Origin of the sequence: Pseudomonas sp. GCM10022186 (genome assembly GCF_042656385.1) — a bacterium.
GTDB lineage: Bacteria > Pseudomonadota > Gammaproteobacteria > Pseudomonadales > Pseudomonadaceae > Metapseudomonas.
In genome coordinates this window covers 32,025-48,411 of the sequence record NZ_JBHSOU010000009.1, presented here as the reverse complement: position 1 = coordinate 48,411, position 16,387 = coordinate 32,025, and the positions used below count along the sequence as shown (strand labels likewise).

At 67.9% G+C, this 16,387-nt stretch carries 15 protein-coding genes and 3 tRNA genes; 2 read left to right on the top strand and 16 right to left on the bottom strand.

Annotation, left to right across the window (positions count from 1 at the left end):
• The 4 genes from ACFPU0_RS06050 to ACFPU0_RS06035 form a co-directional block, all read right to left on the bottom strand.
• Entirely contained in the window at nucleotides 1-1,107 is a 1,107-nt protein-coding gene (locus tag ACFPU0_RS06050) for a cyclic nucleotide-binding domain-containing protein (protein ID WP_377691902.1), read from the bottom strand.
• A 4-nt stretch (nucleotides 1,108-1,111) separates the two neighbouring features.
• Nucleotides 1,112-2,083 (bottom strand): 1-aminocyclopropane-1-carboxylate deaminase/D-cysteine desulfhydrase, encoded by a 972-nt coding sequence (locus tag ACFPU0_RS06045; RefSeq protein ID WP_377691901.1) that lies wholly within the window; start codon nucleotides 2,081-2,083, stop codon nucleotides 1,112-1,114.
• 66 nt (nucleotides 2,084-2,149) lie between these two features.
• The gene (locus tag ACFPU0_RS06040; protein WP_377691900.1) at nucleotides 2,150-3,520 is read right to left on the bottom strand and encodes a chromosome partitioning protein ParA; all 1,371 of its coding nucleotides are present in this window, start codon (nucleotides 3,518-3,520) and stop codon (nucleotides 2,150-2,152) included.
• A 247-nt stretch (nucleotides 3,521-3,767) separates the two neighbouring features.
• Nucleotides 3,768-5,804: an FAD-dependent oxidoreductase gene (locus ACFPU0_RS06035; RefSeq protein ID WP_377691898.1), complete on the bottom strand. Its 2,037-nt coding sequence runs from the start codon at nucleotides 5,802-5,804 to the stop codon at nucleotides 3,768-3,770.
• Between the two features lie 201 nt (nucleotides 5,805-6,005).
• Here ACFPU0_RS06035 and ACFPU0_RS06030 point away from each other — a divergent pair, with 201 nt between their 5' ends.
• On the top strand, nucleotides 6,006-6,938 hold the full coding sequence (locus ACFPU0_RS06030) for a hydrolase (RefSeq protein WP_377691897.1): 933 nt from the start codon (nucleotides 6,006-6,008) through the stop codon (nucleotides 6,936-6,938).
• Nucleotides 6,935-7,972: an AraC family transcriptional regulator gene (locus tag ACFPU0_RS06025; protein WP_377691895.1), complete on the top strand. Its 1,038-nt coding sequence runs from the start codon at nucleotides 6,935-6,937 to the stop codon at nucleotides 7,970-7,972. Before ACFPU0_RS06030 ends, ACFPU0_RS06025 begins: the two co-directional genes overlap by 4 nt.
• Before the next feature lie 334 nt (nucleotides 7,973-8,306).
• Here the strand turns inward: ACFPU0_RS06025 and ACFPU0_RS06020 are convergent.
• The 12 genes from ACFPU0_RS06020 to gspE form a co-directional block, all read right to left on the bottom strand.
• Nucleotides 8,307-8,383 (bottom strand) — tRNA-Asp (locus tag ACFPU0_RS06020).
• Nucleotides 8,384-8,485: 102 nt separating this feature from the next.
• Nucleotides 8,486-8,562: transfer RNA gene (locus ACFPU0_RS06015), tRNA-Asp, on the bottom strand.
• 38 nt (nucleotides 8,563-8,600) lie between these two features.
• A tRNA-Val gene (locus ACFPU0_RS06010) sits at nucleotides 8,601-8,676 on the bottom strand.
• A 140-nt stretch (nucleotides 8,677-8,816) separates the two neighbouring features.
• A complete protein-coding gene (locus ACFPU0_RS06005; protein ID WP_377691893.1) occupies nucleotides 8,817-9,335 on the bottom strand; it encodes a type II secretion system protein M in 519 nt (172 codons plus the stop codon).
• A gap of 2 nt (nucleotides 9,336-9,337) precedes the next feature.
• Nucleotides 9,338-10,480, bottom strand: a complete 1,143-nt coding sequence (gspL, locus tag ACFPU0_RS06000) for a type II secretion system protein GspL (RefSeq protein WP_377691892.1) — start codon at nucleotides 10,478-10,480, stop codon at nucleotides 9,338-9,340.
• Nucleotides 10,477-11,448 carry a type II secretion system minor pseudopilin GspK gene (gene gspK, locus ACFPU0_RS05995; RefSeq protein ID WP_377691890.1) on the bottom strand — a complete coding sequence of 324 codons (972 nt, stop codon included), beginning with the start codon at nucleotides 11,446-11,448 and terminating at the stop codon, nucleotides 10,477-10,479. The genes gspL and gspK overlap by 4 nt, the downstream gene beginning before the upstream one ends.
• Nucleotides 11,445-12,143 carry a type II secretion system minor pseudopilin GspJ gene (gene gspJ, locus ACFPU0_RS05990; protein ID WP_377691889.1) on the bottom strand — a complete coding sequence of 233 codons (699 nt, stop codon included), beginning with the start codon at nucleotides 12,141-12,143 and terminating at the stop codon, nucleotides 11,445-11,447. The genes gspK and gspJ overlap by 4 nt, the downstream gene beginning before the upstream one ends.
• Nucleotides 12,140-12,529, bottom strand: coding sequence for a type II secretion system minor pseudopilin GspI (gene gspI, locus ACFPU0_RS05985; protein WP_377691888.1), 390 nt, complete (start codon nucleotides 12,527-12,529; stop codon nucleotides 12,140-12,142). Before gspI ends, gspJ begins: the two co-directional genes overlap by 4 nt.
• Complete coding sequence (gene gspH / locus ACFPU0_RS05980) at nucleotides 12,526-13,107, bottom strand: type II secretion system minor pseudopilin GspH (RefSeq protein WP_377691887.1); 582 nt, start codon at nucleotides 13,105-13,107, stop codon at nucleotides 12,526-12,528. Before gspH ends, gspI begins: the two co-directional genes overlap by 4 nt.
• Nucleotides 13,107-13,493, bottom strand: coding sequence for a type II secretion system major pseudopilin GspG (gene gspG / locus ACFPU0_RS05975; protein ID WP_377692005.1), 387 nt, complete (start codon nucleotides 13,491-13,493; stop codon nucleotides 13,107-13,109). The genes gspH and gspG overlap by 1 nt, the downstream gene beginning before the upstream one ends.
• Nucleotides 13,494-13,542: 49 nt before the next feature.
• Nucleotides 13,543-14,757 (bottom strand): GspF family T2SS innner membrane protein variant XcpS, encoded by a 1,215-nt coding sequence (xcpS, locus tag ACFPU0_RS05970; RefSeq protein ID WP_377691886.1) that lies wholly within the window; start codon nucleotides 14,755-14,757, stop codon nucleotides 13,543-13,545.
• Nucleotides 14,757-16,244 carry a type II secretion system ATPase GspE gene (gene gspE, locus ACFPU0_RS05965; protein WP_377691885.1) on the bottom strand — a complete coding sequence of 496 codons (1,488 nt, stop codon included), beginning with the start codon at nucleotides 16,242-16,244 and terminating at the stop codon, nucleotides 14,757-14,759. Before gspE ends, xcpS begins: the two co-directional genes overlap by 1 nt.
• Nucleotides 16,245-16,387 lie beyond the last annotated feature (143 nt).

Sequence of the window (16,387 nt, the reverse complement as noted above, 5' to 3'; positions counted from 1 at the left end):
TCAGCGGCTGCGTTCGATCCGGCCTCCAGAACGCACCAGGTAGCCGGCACCGGCCTCGCTGACCAGTGCGTCCCGCTGCACGGCCGGCAGGGCATCCAGGCCGTCGCGCAGCGCATAGGCGCGGTAGCCCAGCTGGGAGAGCAGGAATACCGCGCTGGCACTGCGCTTGCCGCTGTCGCAGTAACAGAGATAGGTCGTGCCCCGGTCCAGCAGACGGGCCTTGAGACGCAACAGATGCAACGGCATGTTCAGCGCCTGGGGCGCATGGGCGCGCTCGTACTCCTCCTGCAGGCGCACGTCGAGCCACTGGCCGCCGTTGCCCAGCAGGCGCACCGCTTCGCCCAGGCCGACCTGGTCCACCACCGGCGCCTTGAGCAGTTCGAGGAAGTCGGCCCGGTCCAGGCGCTGCAACACGCTGTCCTCCAGCAGGGTCACGCTGGCGTTGCGCGCGCAATCCCCGAGCAGCGCCTCCTCGCCGAAGCAGGCACCCACCTCCAGTTCGGCGAGCAGTTGCCGATCGCTGCCGCCACCTCGAATCACCTCGGCGCGGCCGGATTGCAGGAAATAGCAGCAGTCGCCCGCCTCCCCTTCGTTCACGACCTGACTGCCCGCCGCAAACTCCACCCGCTGCAGGCGCTCCAGCATGCTGCGCACGTTGGCCGGCGGCACCCTGCCCAGCAGCGGGCTGGCCAGCAGGGACTCGAGCCAGTCGTGCCCCTCCTCCTGCGCCAGTTCCAGCAACAGATCCTGGTGGGCGGAGCGCCAGGTCAGCTGGTGCGCGAGGGTGGCGCTATCGATGGCCAGCAGCGCGCAATCGCGCAGGGCCCTGGCTTCGTGCAGGCGCGGCAGGCTGGGGGAGATCGGGTGGCAACTGGTTTCGCTGCCGGCCTCCAGGCGGCTCTCGACGCCCTCGGCGTCGCGCAGGAGCAGTTCACCGGACAGTAGGTAGAAGGTCAGGCGCGCCTGGTCGCCGCGGCGAAACAGCAACTGGCCAGCCAGCAGCGGCTGTGGCAGCAGCTGCGGGCGCAGTTCACGCCACTGCTCCTCGGACAACGCGTTCAGCGGAACCAGGCTACGCAACTGCTGGGGTTTGAGGGGTTCGCCCATGGAGTCATCCTTGTACTTCCACTGCCTGGTCAGTGTAGCCGGCCAGTTGCATCAGGCTGGCCTGCATTGCCCGGCGCCCCTGCAGGCCGCCGGTATGCAGCAGCACCAGCCGGCTGCCCGCGGGGATGCGGCCGGCCCGTGCTTCATCCCGGATGGCCAGCAGGGCCTTGGCGGTATAGAGGGGCTCGAGGGCCAGGCCGCCCTGTTGTTCGCTATCCAGGAGAAAGCGCGCGAGTTCGGCGTCCAGCCGGGCAAAGCCGCCACGGCTGGCATCGATCAAGCGGTATCCACGGTCCGCGCGGCCGGCCTTCGCGAGTAGGGTCCTAACCTGTTCGGCAACGCCGTGGTCCGGCGGCACCGCCAGGGCGCCCATCACCGGGTGCCGACCGTCCTCCCCCAGCACCAGGCCCGCCAGGGTGGTGCCGGTGCCGGCGGCGGTCCAGAGGCTGTGATAGTCGTCCCAGCCAAGACCGGCGAGTTGCCGGCGGACCATCCCCACCAGTTCCGCGCAGCCTTCCGCCCCCGGCAGGCCGCCAGCGCCCTCGGGCACGGGCAGCAAGCGCGGATAGCGTTGTCGCCAGGGTTCCCAGAAGCCCGGCTGATGGCGGGCGCGATAACCGCCGTAGCCCAGCCAGTGCAGGGCCATGCCGAAGCGCTGGAGGTCGCGCACCGTCGGGGAATCCACGGGCTCTCCGCGCAGCAGGCCGACCGTGGGAAAGCCGAAACGCATGCCTGCCGCGGCCAGGGCGTGCAGGTGATTGGAATGGGCGCCGCCGAGACTCATGATCCCCTCGGCACCCTCGCTGGCGGCCTGCGCGAGATAGGGCGCCAGCTTGAACCACTTGTTGCCCGACACCAGGGGGTCGAGGGCATCCAGGCGCAATACGGCGAGCTCCAGCCCGGCGGCGGTCAGCCAGGGCAGGTACAGGGGTTCGAGCGCGGCGCAGGGGGTCCAGTCAGGCGGGGTCAGGGGCAAGGTCGGGTCCGTTGGCGTCCGATCGAAGGGTCGCAAGGATAAATCAGGTGCACGCCAGCTTGCCGGTCAACCAGCGGTGCGCAAACGTCCTCCCGCACGGTGCCGGGGGCAGCAGTTGGACTCCCCGACCACGAAGCGGCTGGGTGCCTCGACCCGGTCGATGGGCATGCTGCAGCGCTCACCGTTGGCCAGGCTGGCCTCGCAGGTGGGCTGCTGGTAGTGGGCCAGCCACTGGCGGTACTGGACTTCGGACACGAAGCACTTGGCGGCGGCGTAGGCCAGGGGGTTTTCCTGGTAGCGGGCTATGTCGGCAAGCGGAATGGTCAGGTGGCCGGCGCCGGGATGGTAGACCACGAATACCACGCCCAATTGCGCCAGATCTTCCAGCAGTTGCGGTCCGGACTGCCCCTCCAGGGCCTCGCATTCCTGGCGCAGCCGGCTGATCTCGCCCTGCAACTGGGCATCCACCTGATCGCGGTAGGCCAGTTCGACATCGCGAATGGCGAGCTGCTCGCGATACTCGGCCACGGCGGCGACAACCCGCGTCTGGAGTTCGCCTTCGAACTGTGCACGGAGAATGTCCGCCTCGGTGCGCCCATGACGCTCCAGGGCTCGCAGCTGCAGACTCATTTCCTCGCGGTCGGCCTGATGCCGTTCCGACACAGTGGCGAGCTGCTCCTGCAGGGCGGCATTGGCCTCCTCCTGCTGGCGCAGGGCCTGCTGCAGGGCGCGGATCTGTTCCTGCAACGCCGAATTGCTCTGGTCGGCAGCCTGGCGCACCCGCGCCATGGCCTCTTCGTTCTGCTGGCTGAGGGAGCTGAGTCGCAGGCGCTGCTGGCGAACCAGCTGGGCCGTCTTCAGGCGATGCTCCCTCTCCATCTTTTCCGCCAGTTGCTCGGCCATTTCCTTGGTGATTTCCGGCGGCGCGTACCAGCTGTCCTCCTGGGCCACCTGCAGCCGCTCGGCGTCCAGCACCTGGGGCACCTCCTCCTCTATCAGGATGCCGAGGTTGTTGCCCTTGATGGCGTCCCGCAGCAGCGTCAGATCGTTGCAATCGGCGTTGAGGCTAGGATCCCAGAGGTGCATCTGCTGCCAGGACACCGGGCACTGGCTGCGGCAGGCCAGGCGGATCGGGCCGGCACCGAGGTCGGGGCCACGCCCCGCACGTTCGGCCAATTGCCGCAGGGGCAGGTTCCAGCCGGTGTCGGCGCGGCCGTCTTCGTCGAAATCGAGGTAGAAGAAGACCACCGCACGCACCTGCAGGCGCGGGTTGATCATCACGTAGGCCAGACGCATCTGGCAGTCGGAGAACTCCGGCAGACCCACTACGCCATCGAGGATGGCTTCGAACTCCGAGTAGAGCATCTGCTTGCAAATGCCGCGGTCGTTGAAGAACACGACGGCTTCCACCTGTTGCGGCTTCTTCAGCATGCTCATCGCTCTACCTCTGGCTCTACGCGGCGAATCGCGGCGGGCGTTGTCGGGGGGTTGGCGGTGGGCGGATTTCGACCGCACACACTGATCCGGACTTTAGAAAAGTCTAGGGGATAATAGCCGCCGAGCAATGTGACTGGGTTGGCAGTCGCCCACCAGCGGGGCCAGTCGGACCAGCGGCAAGGCGAAAATGTGACGTGGTTGGAATCGCGGTACCGCCGCCCGGCGCCTGGCCGGGCGGCGGACCGTATCAGAGCTCCGCGGCCAGGCGCGAGCCCTGGTTGATGGCACGCTTGGCGTCCAGCTCGGCGGCCACATCGGCACCGCCGATCAGGTGCACGCTCTGGCCGGCGTCCACCAGGCCCTGGTGCAGCTCACGCAGCGGATCCTGGCCGGCACAGACGATCACGGTGTCCACCGCCAGCACCTGCGGCTCGCCTTCGGCGATGCGGATATGCAGGCCGGCGTCATCCACCTTGAGGTACTCCACCGAATTGAGCATCTGCACCCGCTTGTTCTTCAGGCCGGTGCGATGGATCCAGCCGGTGGTCTTGCCCAGACCGTCGCCCACCTTGGACTTCTTGCGCTGCAGCAGGAACACCTGGCGCGCCGGCGCATGGGGGCGGGCCTGGATGCCGGCGATGCCGCCACGGGCCTCCAGTGCGCCATCGATACCCCACTCCTTCCAGAAGGCGTCGCGGCTGAGGCTGGTGGATTCACCCCTGTGGGTGATGAACTCGGACACGTCGAAGCCGATGCCGCCGGCGCCGATCACCGCCACGCTCTGCCCTACCGGCTTGCGCTCGAGGATGGCGTCCAGGTAACCGATCACCTTCGGGTGGTCGATGCCGGGGATTTCCGGAGTGCGCGGGGCGATACCGGTGGCGAGGATGATCTCGTCGAAGCCGCCCTTGGCCAGGTCGTCGGCGGAAACGCGGGTGTTGAGGCGCAGGTCGACGCCGGTGGTCTCCAGCTTGCGCTTGAAGTAGCGCAGGGTTTCGAAGAACTCCTCCTTGCCCGGCACGCGCTTGGCCACGTTGAACTGGCCGCCGATCTCGGCGGCGGCGTCGAACAGGGTCACGCTATGGCCACGCTCGGCGGCGACCGTGGCGGCCGCCAGGCCCGCCGGGCCGGCACCGACCACGGCGATCTTCTTCGCCCGGGCGACCGGGATGTAGTTCAGCTCGGTCTCGTGGCAGGCACGGGGGTTGACCAGGCAGCTGGTCAGCTTGCCGCCGAAGGTGTGGTCGAGGCAGGCCTGGTTGCAGCCGATGCACGTGTTGATCTCGTCACTGCGGCCCTCGGCGGCCTTGTTGACGAAGTCCGGGTCGGCCAGGAAGGGGCGCGCCATGGAAACCATGTCGGCGTCGCCTTCGGCCAGGACCTGCTCGGCCACTTCCGGGGTGTTGATGCGGTTGGTGGTGATCAGCGGGATCTTCACCTCGCCCTTGAGCTTGGCGGTGACCTTGGTGAAGGCCGCGCGCGGCACCTTGGTGGCGATGGTGGGGATGCGCGCCTCGTGCCAGCCGATGCCGGTGTTGATAATGGTGGCGCCGGCCGCCTCGATGGCCTTGGCCAGGGTGACGATCTCGTCCCAGGTGCTGCCGCCTTCCACCAGGTCGAGCATGGACAGGCGGAAGATGATGATGAAATTCGGGCCCACCGCCTCACGCACGCGGCGGACGATCTCCACCGCCAGGCGCATGCGGTTCTCGTAACTGCCGCCCCAGCGGTCGGTGCGCTGGTTGGTATGGGCGGCGAGGAACTGGTTGATGAAGTAGCCCTCCGAACCCATGATCTCGACGCCGTCGTACTCGGCCTGCTGGGCCAGCTGCGAGCAGGTGACGAAGTCCTGGATCTGCTTCTCGATGCCCGCCTCATCCAGCTCATTGGGCTTGAAGGGGTTGATCGGCGCCTGGATGGCCGAGGGCGCCACCTGTTTGGGGTTGTAGGCGTAACGGCCGGCGTGGAGGATCTGCATGCAGATCTTGCCGCCCGCCTCATGCACCGCGCGGGTGACGACGCGGTGCTTCTCGGCCTCTTCCACGGTGGTCAGCTTGGCCGCCCCCGCATACACACCGCCTTCGGCGTTCGGGCCGATGCCACCGGTGACCATCAGGCCGACACCGCCGCGGGCGCGCTCGGCGAAGTAGGCGGCCATGCGCTCGAATCCGTTGGGCTTCTCTTCCAGGCCGGTGTGCATGGAACCCATCAGGGTGCGGTTCTTCAGGGTGGTGAAGCCCAGGTCGAGCGGGGCCAGCAGATGCGGGTAACGGGCTGCGGTCATGGTTCCTCCACAACAGGCGGTGCTATTCACGAAATGCTCCGCCCTGAGGGGTGGAGTCGGTTATGGGGCAGACGATAAAGAGCGCACTCAGCCGGCTCAATGATCAGAAGTGACAAGTTACTGATCCAAACTGACAGCCGCCCTTGGCAATCGACGGTGCGTCCCCTACCCTGATCGGCATTCCCCCGGCCCGGACATTCCATGCGCAAACTGCTGACGCCCCTGATCGTCGCCATCCTGGTGAGCTGCCTGACCGCCTATGGGGTCTGGACTGGCGAGCGGCCACGCGCCCACTACCTGTCCGACCTGCGTGCCAGCCTGGCCAGCGATGTCGGAACGGCGGGCAGCAGCGGCAACCTGCTGGCGATCCGTCCGGCGCTCTACCCCAGCGACTACCGCGACCCCGACCTGTTGCGCATGAAGCTGGCCGCGGCCCTGGACCAGGCTCGGGCCAAGGGGTTGCTGAACGAGCAAACCGTGGTGGCCCTGCCCGACCACATCGGCACCTGGCTGCTGCTGAAGGACGAAAAGTACAAGCTCTACCAGGCCCGCTCCTTCGCCGAGGGTGGCCGGCTGCTGACCCTCAGCCATCCGACTCTGCTCGGCCGCCTGTTCCTCCAGGGCCAGGACCTCGAGGAAGCCCTGCTACGTGCCAAGGCGCGGCGCATGGCCCGGGACTACCAGAAACTCTTCAGCCGCCTGGCCAGCGAATACCGCGTGACCATCCTCGCGGGCTCCATCCTGCTGCCCTCGCCCTACTTCAAGGACGGCAAGCTGCGCAGTGGCCACGGCAATCTCTACAACCTGGCCCTGGCCTTCTCCCCGGACGGCCTGCTGCTGGGCGAACCCTTCAGCCAGCCCTGGCCGCAGAGCGCGCGCGGTGAATCCCGGCAGAGCCTGCAGACCGCCGGCGGCCTGGTGACCATCACCCGCAGTTGGAGCCCTGGCTATCCGCAGAGCCGGGTAACCCTGAGCGACGGCCAATCCAGTGCGAGCGAATCGCTCTTCCTGCGCGGTCGCCTCTGGCCGCTGCACAACGCCCCGGCCGGCAGCCAACTCACCCCGGTCGACGCACCGCAGGCCAGCCAGGCGCCGGGCAGCCACCTGCTGAACGCCTGGCTGGGCGCACGATGAAGCCGCAACGCATCAAGCTGGGCGACCTTTCCGTGGGCTTCGTCCACAGCCTGGCGGCGGCCCTGGAACAGGCCGGGCAATCCCCCGTGGAACTGCTGGAACGCTTCGGCCTGGATGCCGCACGCGTCAACGAACCCCAGGCACGCCTGTCGATTCCGCGCTACATGCGCCTCGGCCATGCGGCGATCCAGCAGAGCGGCGATCCGGCCCTGGGCCTGTCCATGGGGCGTCTCAGCCGGCTGAGCCAATTGGGCCTGGCGGGCGTCTGCGCAGCCCAGGCGCCGAACCTACGGGAGGCCGCCCGCGCACTGACCCGCTTCGAACGCCTCTACGCCAGCAATTACCGCGGCCAGTCGAGCTTTCACGAAGACAGCAAGGGCGCCTGGCTGCGCTTCTATTCCATCAGCCCGTACAACGCCTACAACCGCTTCGTGGTGGATTCGGTGCTGGCGGGCTGGCAAAGCCACCTGAGCCAGTTGGCCGGCGCCGGCATTCGCGTGGAGAAGGTGGAAATCGAATTCCCGGCGCCGGACTACGCCGAACGCTATGCCGAACATTTCGGTTGCCCGGTGGAGTTCGAGGCCGGCGCCAACCAGTTGCGCCTGGCGCTGGATACCCTGGCGCTGCGCGGCCGCGAGCACTGCCCGAGCACCTGGAGGCAATTGCTGGATATCTGTGAACGGGAACTGCAGCAACTGACGCGCACCCGCAGCCTGCGCGAGCGCATCACCCAGTTGCTGGGACCGCTGCTGCACGGGCGGGAACCGGATCTGGAAGAAGTGGCCGCGCGCCTGCAGATGCCCAGCTGGACCCTGCGTCGCAAACTGGCCGAAGAAGGCACGCAATTCCGCGCGATCCTCAATGAGACCCGCCGCGACCTGGCCATGGCCTATATCCGCGATACCGAACTGGCCTTCGGCGAAATCGCCTATCTGCTCGGCTTCGCTTCGGCCGAAGCCTTCCAGCGCGCCTTCAAGCGCTGGAGTGGCAGCACCCCGGGCGAATTCCGCCGCGCCCAGCGCCAGGCCGGCTGATCACATCTCGGTGGCGTCCTCGGCGGGCTCCTCCGAGTCCTGCTCGGCGGCGTGGAAATCGAGAATCTCTTCCTGGTAATCGTCCATCGATGGTTCCTCCTGGTGTCGATACCGGTCATGTAGACAAAGACCATGCCAACAGGCTAAGGATTCCAGGTGACGGGAAAATGACCCCAGGAAGGGGCAAGGAAGGAGTGACGCCTTGCAGGGTGCGCTACGCGCACCGGAACTCCCGCACGGACTGCCTGGTGCGCACGGCGCACCCTACGATCGGCCCTGGAGATCAGGCAAAAGAAAAAGCCCCCAGGTATCGCTACCTGAGGGCTTCTCTGTATGGCGCAGCGGACGGGACTCGAACCCGCGACCCCCGGCGTGACAGGCCGGTATTCTAACCGACTGAACTACCGCTGCGTGTCGGCTTGGACTTGCGTCCGGTACAACGAACTTGCTTCTGGCGCAGCAGCATCGATGCTTCTGCCGCCTCATGCCCGAGTATCTCGAACATGGATAATATGGCGCAGCGGACGGGACTCGAACCCGCGACCCCCGGCGTGACAGGCCGGTATTCTAACCGACTGAACTACCGCTGCGCGTCGGCCGGACTTGCGTCCGTATATCTCACAAGATTTGGTGGGTGGTGACGGGATCGAACCGCCGACCCTCTGCTTGTAAGGCAGATGCTCTCCCGGCTGAGCTAACCACCCATCGCCTTGCGAGGCGCGCAATTTACGCAGAGGCCTTGGCTAAGTCAATACCCTGTATGGAATTTTCCTTCAGGCAAGTCGCCTGGACTGCCCTGGGTGGACGCACCAGCTTGGGACGCCCGCACCAGTTCGAGGCGAACTCAGCCCCCCACCTTGAGGGACACCCGCGCCGTCACCCGGCCGTCCTCGTTGCGGTCCAGCCCGGCTTCGTCGATACGCACCCCCTGCCCTTCCAGCACGCCGAACCAGCGCAGCAGGTTGGGAAAGGCCGCCGGCTGCAGGTTGACCTGCACCGCCCCCGGCGCGTCGCTGTCGATGCGTTCGACGGCCAGCCCCTGCGCGGCGGCAGTGGCAGTGACCAGCCCCTGCAGCCGCTCCGGGTCCACCTGCCCCTGCGGTCGACTCTGCATCGCCCGCGCCCTGGGCGCATGGACCTGCAGGTAGCTGTGCAGGCCGCGCTGGGTCTCGAAATGTTCGCGGGCGCTGGCCAGCCTGCGCTCGGCGGGCAGCCAGAGCAGCAGGTAGAGCAGCACGAGAACGAGGAACAGGCCCAGCCCCGCCAGGGCGACGCGATCCCGTTGCGGCAACGCCCGCCAGCGCGCGCCAAGGGCAGAGGCCTGCCATTGCGCCTGCAGCGGCGCCCTGACTGAGTCGAGCATCTTCATCCTCCTATCACCAGTCGTGCACTGACGCCGCTGTCATCGCGACTGGCCGACCCCATCTGTACCGACAAACCGCCACCGATCAGTCGCTCGCGCAGCCGTTCCAGGGCTTCGAAGCCCGGAGCCTGCACCTGCAACGCGAGGTCGCCGCGGGCCTCGCTGAAGTCCAGTTGCTGCACGCGCACCTGGGCACCTTCGGCGATCAGCGCCTGGGCGGCCTGGCCAAGCAGCGCCAGCATGCGGCTCTGGCCAGCGCCCGAGCCCTCGGCCAGGTGCTGGTCGAACTGCGCGCGCAAATTCACCAGCTTGTTGTCCTCGGGGAAGAGTTCGCGATAGAGGGCGGTATTGGCCTCGGCGTAGGTATCGCCCTGGCGCTGCAACTGCCAGGCCTGGACCAGGTTGAAGCCCCACTGCAGCACCAGCCAGAGCCCCACCAGGCCCAGCAGCGGTTTCCAGCGTGACCAGCGCTGACGCTCGTCCTTGAGGGCGAATTCGCCCTGGGCCAGGTCGCTGCCCTTCTGCGCGGCCAGCCAGCCGTAGGGGTCGCTTTCCTCGCGCCAGTCGTCCACCCCCTCCAGGACCTGCCGCGGGCCCGGTGCATGGCCGCCGCGCGGCAACGGACAGGACTCGCGCAGGTATGGCCAGTCCTGCTCCTCGAAGGCGAGCCGGACGCTGCCCTCGCCCCCCAGCAGCCAGCGCTGGTCCAGCCAGAGCAACTGGCTGCCCTGCTCCGGCAACAGGTCCGCGTCGATCTGAATGGCAGCGGGCGCCGGACCGAGCTTGCCGGCCAGTTCCAGCCAGCCCGCCAGCCAGTTGCGCCGCACGGCGAACACCCGATGGCGGCCATCGGCCAGGCCGGCCCCCAGGCCCAGATGGAACGCTTCCACATCCTCGGCCAGCAGCTCCTCCACCGCAAAGGGCAGCGCCTGGCGCAACCAGCGGCCCTTCTGGGTCGGCAGGCGGACGGCGCAACAGGTCGCCGCCTCTACCGGCAGGACCAGGCGCCAGGGCGGCGCCACCTCTTCCAGGGCCCTGGCGAACGGCAATTGGCGGCTGCTACCGCCCTGCCAGAGCACCACCTCCAGTTCGGCGTCCAGCTGGTTGCAGGCGGCCACCGGGAGGAAGATGCAAGCCTGTGTCATGACTGCGGCTCCTTGACGGGCGCCGGCGGCAAGCCGCCCTGCCCGAGATCGCGAGAGAGAACCCGCACCTTGCCGTCGCTTCCGCGCTGCAGGGTACTGAGCAGAACCTGGCGGCGACCGGCGAGACGCACTTCGCTGATCACCTGGAAATACTGGCTGCCGACCGCCAACCCCTGGGCCTCCAGCCCCATCCCGGCCAGAGCCGGCTGGCCGAGGAAGGCGTCCAGGCTGCGGAAGCCGGTGGCGCCGCGTGCCGCCGCCAGCAGCCCGCCACTATCGGCATCGAGGTTGTCCGCCAGGGTAGAGAGCACCAGGGCATTGGCGGTATTGACGTTGAGCGTGGCATCCGGCGGCAGCACGGTGACGAAGGGCAGCAGCTTGCGATAATCCAGCTCCGTCATGCCTAACACCAGGCGCAACTCGGAAACATCGCTCATGGCGTGATTGGCCGTGCGGTATGGCGGCTGCAGCAACAGATACTGGTTGTCCTCGGCGCCGTTGGGGCCGAAGGGTTCCTGGTCGGGGTCGAGCCAGTCCACCAGGCGCTCGGTATAGGGCGCCGCTATCCCCAGGCGCAGCAGGAGGCGGCGGAACTGGCGGATGCCCTGCTCGTTCAACTGGCCATCGCGCACCAGGCTGTTGAGGTTGAAGCGGCCGCTGGGGTCCTCGATGCGCACACTGAGGGAACCGCCATCGTCGAGCGTGAAGGTGCTCAGCGGTTGCGCCCAGGCTTCCCCCAGGTGATCCACTGGCGTGCGCGGGTCACCCTGGCGCAGGTCGCGGACGAGTATCGCTTCTGCGAGGGCTTCGCCGCCGAAGGCGTACTGGGCCACCTGGCGGGTGTGCAGTTCATTGCCACTTGAACGGATGGCCAGTTGGGTGCGGGCGATCAAGCCGGCGCAAACCACCGTCACCACCGCCACCACCAGCAGCACCGTGAGCAGCGCAACCCCCGCCTGCCGCCTCATTGCGCCTGCTCCTCGCCATTGGCCGGCGGGGTTTCGGGCTCGCCATCGGGCTGGTCCGCGCCCGCCTGCGGAGGTTGCCGGGGCGGCGTATCCACCAGGCGCAGCACCCGGCGCAGCTCGCCATAGCGACGATGTTCCAGGGTCAGCTCCAGCGCGCGCGGCAGGCGTTCCAGGCGCTCGTCCTCGGGCAGGCCGGCAGCTGGCCAGCTGTCCTGCCAGCCGCCATTGTCGTCCATGTAGCGCAGCCTCAGGGCCATGACGCCCTCCAGCGCGTCCTGCACCTGCGGCAGACTGTCCTGGGCCTGGTCCAGCACGGTCCAGTAACGCCGCTCCAGGCGTTCGCCGGAGAGTTGCCAGCGCACCCGTTGCAAGCGCGAGCGCTGGGCGCCGGTGGGATTGCGCCAGCCGCCGCGGGTGAGTTCGAGGGCATCGTCGTCGCCCTGGCGTTCGCCCAGCAACGCGGCGCGTGGTTCGCCATAGGCATCCCGGACCGGCCGTGCGATGACCTGACGGATATCCCGCTCGAAAGCGGAGATGGCGCGCACCAGTTCGCGCAGCTGCTGCTCCTGGGCGCGGGTCGCTTCATCGCTGTCGAGCACCGCGCCAAGCATGCGCCAGGCCCCTATGGCCAGCAGCGCGAAGATGGCGATGGCGATCAGCAGTTCCAGCAGGGTGAATCCGGCTGCGCGCTTCATGGCGCGCCCTCGAGAAAGCCCACCAGACGCACGGTGGCGCGTTCCTCCAGCTTGCCACCGACGCCGCGAAGGGGTTTGGGCACCACCCAGAGGGTGACCCGCCGCAGCGCCGGGTCACTGGTGCCCTCGACCTGGCTCTGCCACTCCCAGCGCCGCCCGCCGTAGTCCAGCTCACCCTGGTCGCGGCCGTTGCCCGGCGGCGTCTCGCGCAACTGGAGATCGGTCAGGCGGTTGTCGGCAATCCACATCGCCAGAGTCTTGTCTTCCAGCCGCGAGGCGATCTGCAGGCTGCGCGCGCTGGCGGTGAGCACGCTGGCAGCGACCACGGCGAAGATCGCCAGGGCCACCAGCACTTCGATCAGGGTGAAGCCACGGCAAGCCCTCATCCGGCGCGCCCCTTGCCGCCCAGGGTGTCCACCCTGGGCAGGCGGAAGCCATCGCTGGAGAGCTGCAGGCGCAGCCCGTCCTTGCGCCGTTCGCCCAGTTCCAGGCGGAAGGGGCTGAGTTCGCCACTGGAGAGGATGATCAGTTGCGGCAGCGGCGGCCGGGCATCCTTGGACTGCTGCTCGTCCCTGGCGGGCGCCGGCAGCACCAGCGGCTCGCCTTCCAGCTCGAAGCTCAGCTCGGCCCATTCCGGCAACTGGCGCGCGCCATCGGACAGCGCCTGCCAGCGGCCGCCGGTTTCGTCGTAGAAGTACACCTGATAGCCGTCACGCTCCAGGCGCAGGCCATACTCGCGGTTGTCCAGCACGGCCTCGTCGGCCAGCACGCCGATCAGGCCGGCCAGGCGGTCGGCTTCACTGCGCAGTTCGCGGGAGGGGCCGGCGATACCGGAGCTGATCACCGCCAGCCCGGCAAGGCAGCCGATGATCACCATGACCACCAGTACTTCGATCAGGGTGAAGCCCGCGCATGCGAAGGCGCCAGGTGCCCGGTCGACGCCGCCCTGCCGCCTGCGTTCCATCAGTTGTCCCAGTTGGCGATGTCGGCGTCGTTGTCGCTGCCGCCTTCCTTGCCGTCGGCCCCGAGAGAATAGAGGTCGTAGGTGCCCTTGCTGCCAGGCGACAGGTACTGGTAGGGGTTGCCCCAGGGGTCCACCGGCAGCTTCTTCAGGTAGCCGTCCTTGTTCCAGTTCTTCGCCGGCGGGTTGCCGGACGGGCGGCTCACCAGGGCCTCCAGGCCTTGCTGGGTGCTGGGATAGGCGAAGTTGTCGAGCTTGTACATGTCCAGCGCGGCGCCGATGGCCTTGATGTCACCCTTGGCCACCGTGACCTTGGCCTGGTCGGGCCGGTTCATCACCTGCGGCACCACCAGGGCGGCGAGGATGCCGAGGATGACCACCACCACCATGATTTCGATGAGCGTAAAGCCCGACTGTGTACGGCGCAGTTTCACGCGATTACCCCACGAGTTGATTGAGAGAAAGGATAGGCAGCAGGATGGCGAGGACGATCACCAGCACCACCGCGCCCATGACCACCAGCATGAACGGCTCGAAAAGGCCGACCAGCAGGGCGATCTGCGCGGCCAGGTCGTTCTCCTGGTTGCGCGCGGTGCGGGCGAGCATCTGGTCCAGCTCGCCGGAGCGTTCGCCACTGGCGATCATGTGCAGCATCATCGGCGGGAACTGCCCGCTGCCCTCCAGGGCGCGGGTCAGGCTACCGCCTTCACGGACCTTCTGCGCGGCCACCACCACGTGACCACGGATCACCCGGTTGGCGATCACTTCGGCGCCGATGCCGAGGGCCTCCACCAGCGGCACGCCGCTGCGGGTGAGGATCGCCAGGGTCGAAGCGAAGCGCGCGGTGTCGGTGGCGCGCACCAGCCGGCCGACCAGGGGAATGCGCAGCATGACGCCGTGCCAGCGCTGGCGGATATTCGGGTCGCGCAGGGCCCAGCGGGCACCGCCGAAGGCGCCGACCAGCACCAGCAGGATCAGCCAGCCCCAATGCTTGACCAGGTCGCTCAGGGCGATCAGGCCACGGGTGAGCAGCGGCAGGGTCTGCCCGGAATCGATGAACACCTTGACCACGTCCGGCACCACGAAGCCGAGCAGGAAGGCGACTATGGCCAGCGACGCGCACATCAGGATCACCGGGTAGAGCAGCGCCAGCTGGATCTTCTGCCGCGACTGCTGGCGCTGTTCGGTGTAGTCGGCCAGTTGTTCCAGCACCGGCCCCAGATGGCCGGCATGCTCGCCGGCGGCCACCGTGGCACGGTAGAGCTCGGGAAAGGCCGAGGGAAATTCACGCAGGCTGCTGGCCAGGCTGTGGCCCTCCAGCACCCGCGCGCGCACCGCCAGGAGCATCGATTGGATACGCGAACTGCTCGACTGCGCCGCCGCCGCCCGCAGTGCCTCCTCGATGGGCAAGGCGGCCTGGACCAGGGTGGCGAGCTGGCGCGTCACCAGTGCCAGGTCCCGCGCGGAGAGGCCGCGCGCCAGGCTGAAGCGCCCCCGCTCGGCCTGCTCGCGGACGCGGGTCGCCCGCACTTCCAGCGGCGCCAGCTGACGCTCGCGCAGCAACTGGCGCACCTGGCGGGCACTATCCGCCTCGAGCACGCCCTTCTGCTGGCGGCCCTTGGCGTCGAGGGCGAGGTATTCGAATGCGGCCATTACTCTTCCTGGGTGACCCGCAGCACTTCTTCCACCGTGGTGACGCCCTGCAGCACCTTGCGCCGGCCGTCATCGCGGATGCTCGGGCTGGACAGCCGCGCATGGCGGATCATCTCCTGCTCCGAGGCGACGCTGTGGATCAGGCTGCGCATGTGGTCGTCGAACACCACGAGCTCATAGATGCCGGTGCGTCCGCGGTAGCCCTGCTGGTGGCATTCGCCGCAGCCGCGAGCGCGATAGAGGGTAGGCGCATCGTCCACCGGCACGCCCAGCAGCTGGCATTCGGCGGCGTCGGCGCGGTAAGCCTCCTTGCAGTGCGGGCAGAGTACCCGGACCAGGCGCTGGGCCAGCACGCCGAGCAAGGACGAGGACAGCAGGAAGGGTTCGACCCCCATGTCCACCAGGCGGGTGATGGCGCCGATGGCGCTGTTGGTGTGCAGGGTGGACAGCACCAGGTGCCCGGTCAGCGAAGCCTGGACGGCGATCTCGGCGGTTTCCTGGTCGCGGATCTCGCCCACCATCACCACGTCCGGGTCCTGGCGCAGGATGGCGCGCAGGCCGCGGGCGAAGGTCATGTCCACCTTGGGGTTGACCTGGGTCTGGCCGATGCCTTCGATGTGGTACTCGATCGGGTCTTCGACGGTAAGGATGTTGCGCGTGCGGTCGTTGAGGGTGGTCAGGCTGGCATAGAGGGTGGTGGTCTTGCCCGAGCCGGTGGGGCCGGTCACCAGGAGGATGCCATGGGGGCGACGCACGGTGTCCTCCAGCTGGTGGCGGTCGCGCTCGCTCATGCCCAGGTGCTGGAGCGTCAGGCGGCCGGCCTGCTTGTCCAGCAGGCGCAGCACCACGCGCTCGCCGTTGGCCGACGGCAAGGTGGAAACGCGGATGTCCACTTCGCGCCCGGCCACCCGCAGGGAGATACGACCGTCCTGGGGGATGCGCTTTTCGGCGATATCCAGGCGCGCCATGACCTTGATCCGCGACACCAGCAGCGCCGCCAGCTCGCGCTTGGGTTCCAGCACTTCGCGGAGGATGCCGTCGACGCGAAAACGCACCACCAGGCGCTTCTCGAAGGTCTCCAGGTGGATGTCCGAGGCATTTTCCTTGATCGCCTCGCCGAGGATGGCGTTGATCAGGCGGATGATCGGCGCGTCGTCCTCCTGCTCCAGGAGGTCCTCGGTCTCCGGGATCTGCTCGGCCAGGGCAGCGAGGTCCAGGCTGCCACCCAGGTCCTCGGCCAGTTGCATCGCGGCGGAGGAGTCATGCTGGTAGGCCTGGGCCAGGGCCTGTTCGAAGGCATCGAGGCTGAGCGGCCGCAGGGGCAGGCTGCGTCCGGCGAAGCGTCTCGCCTCGGCCAGGGCCACCAGCTCCACGCCGGGCCGGTGCGCCAGGCAGGGCTCCGCGCCATCGAGCAGCAAGACGCCATGCCGCTTGGCGAAACCGAAGGGGAGCCGGCGCAAGGGGGCTTCAACGAGTGGAGGGTTCATCTAGGGGCGCCTGTTCGAGGTGGGTCCTGGGAGAAGTATTGCAGCGCAATCTGACGATTGTGCAGAGCCGCTGCCCGAATCTTGAGATGAGTGTGAACAAAACCACCTAAAGCCGTAAAAATTCAACGATATCTTTAGCACAG

Coding starts and splice junctions, on each gene's coding strand:
- ACFPU0_RS06040 (WP_377691900.1), bottom strand. CDS start 3,520: ATGAGCATGCTGAAGAAGCCGCAACAGGTGGAAGCCGTCGTGTTCTTC.
- ACFPU0_RS06050 (WP_377691902.1), bottom strand. CDS start 1,107: ATGGGCGAACCCCTCAAACCCCAGCAGTTGCGTAGCCTGGTTCCGCTG.
- ACFPU0_RS06005 (WP_377691893.1), bottom strand. CDS start 9,335: ATGCTCGACTCAGTCAGGGCGCCGCTGCAGGCGCAATGGCAGGCCTCT.
- gspI (WP_377691888.1), bottom strand. CDS start 12,529: ATGAGGGCTTGCCGTGGCTTCACCCTGATCGAAGTGCTGGTGGCCCTG.
- gspG (WP_377692005.1), bottom strand. CDS start 13,493: ATGGTGGTGGTGGTCATCCTCGGCATCCTCGCCGCCCTGGTGGTGCCG.
- gspL (WP_377691892.1), bottom strand. CDS start 10,480: ATGACACAGGCTTGCATCTTCCTCCCGGTGGCCGCCTGCAACCAGCTG.
- ACFPU0_RS06035 (WP_377691898.1), bottom strand. CDS start 5,804: ATGACCGCAGCCCGTTACCCGCATCTGCTGGCCCCGCTCGACCTGGGC.
- gspJ (WP_377691889.1), bottom strand. CDS start 12,143: ATGAAGCGCGCAGCCGGATTCACCCTGCTGGAACTGCTGATCGCCATC.
- gspE (WP_377691885.1), bottom strand. CDS start 16,244: ATGAACCCTCCACTCGTTGAAGCCCCCTTGCGCCGGCTCCCCTTCGGT.
- gspH (WP_377691887.1), bottom strand. CDS start 13,107: ATGGAACGCAGGCGGCAGGGCGGCGTCGACCGGGCACCTGGCGCCTTC.
- ACFPU0_RS06030 (WP_377691897.1), top strand. CDS start 6,006: ATGCGCAAACTGCTGACGCCCCTGATCGTCGCCATCCTGGTGAGCTGC.
- ACFPU0_RS06025 (WP_377691895.1), top strand. CDS start 6,935: ATGAAGCCGCAACGCATCAAGCTGGGCGACCTTTCCGTGGGCTTCGTC.
- xcpS (WP_377691886.1), bottom strand. CDS start 14,757: ATGGCCGCATTCGAATACCTCGCCCTCGACGCCAAGGGCCGCCAGCAG.
- gspK (WP_377691890.1), bottom strand. CDS start 11,448: ATGAGGCGGCAGGCGGGGGTTGCGCTGCTCACGGTGCTGCTGGTGGTG.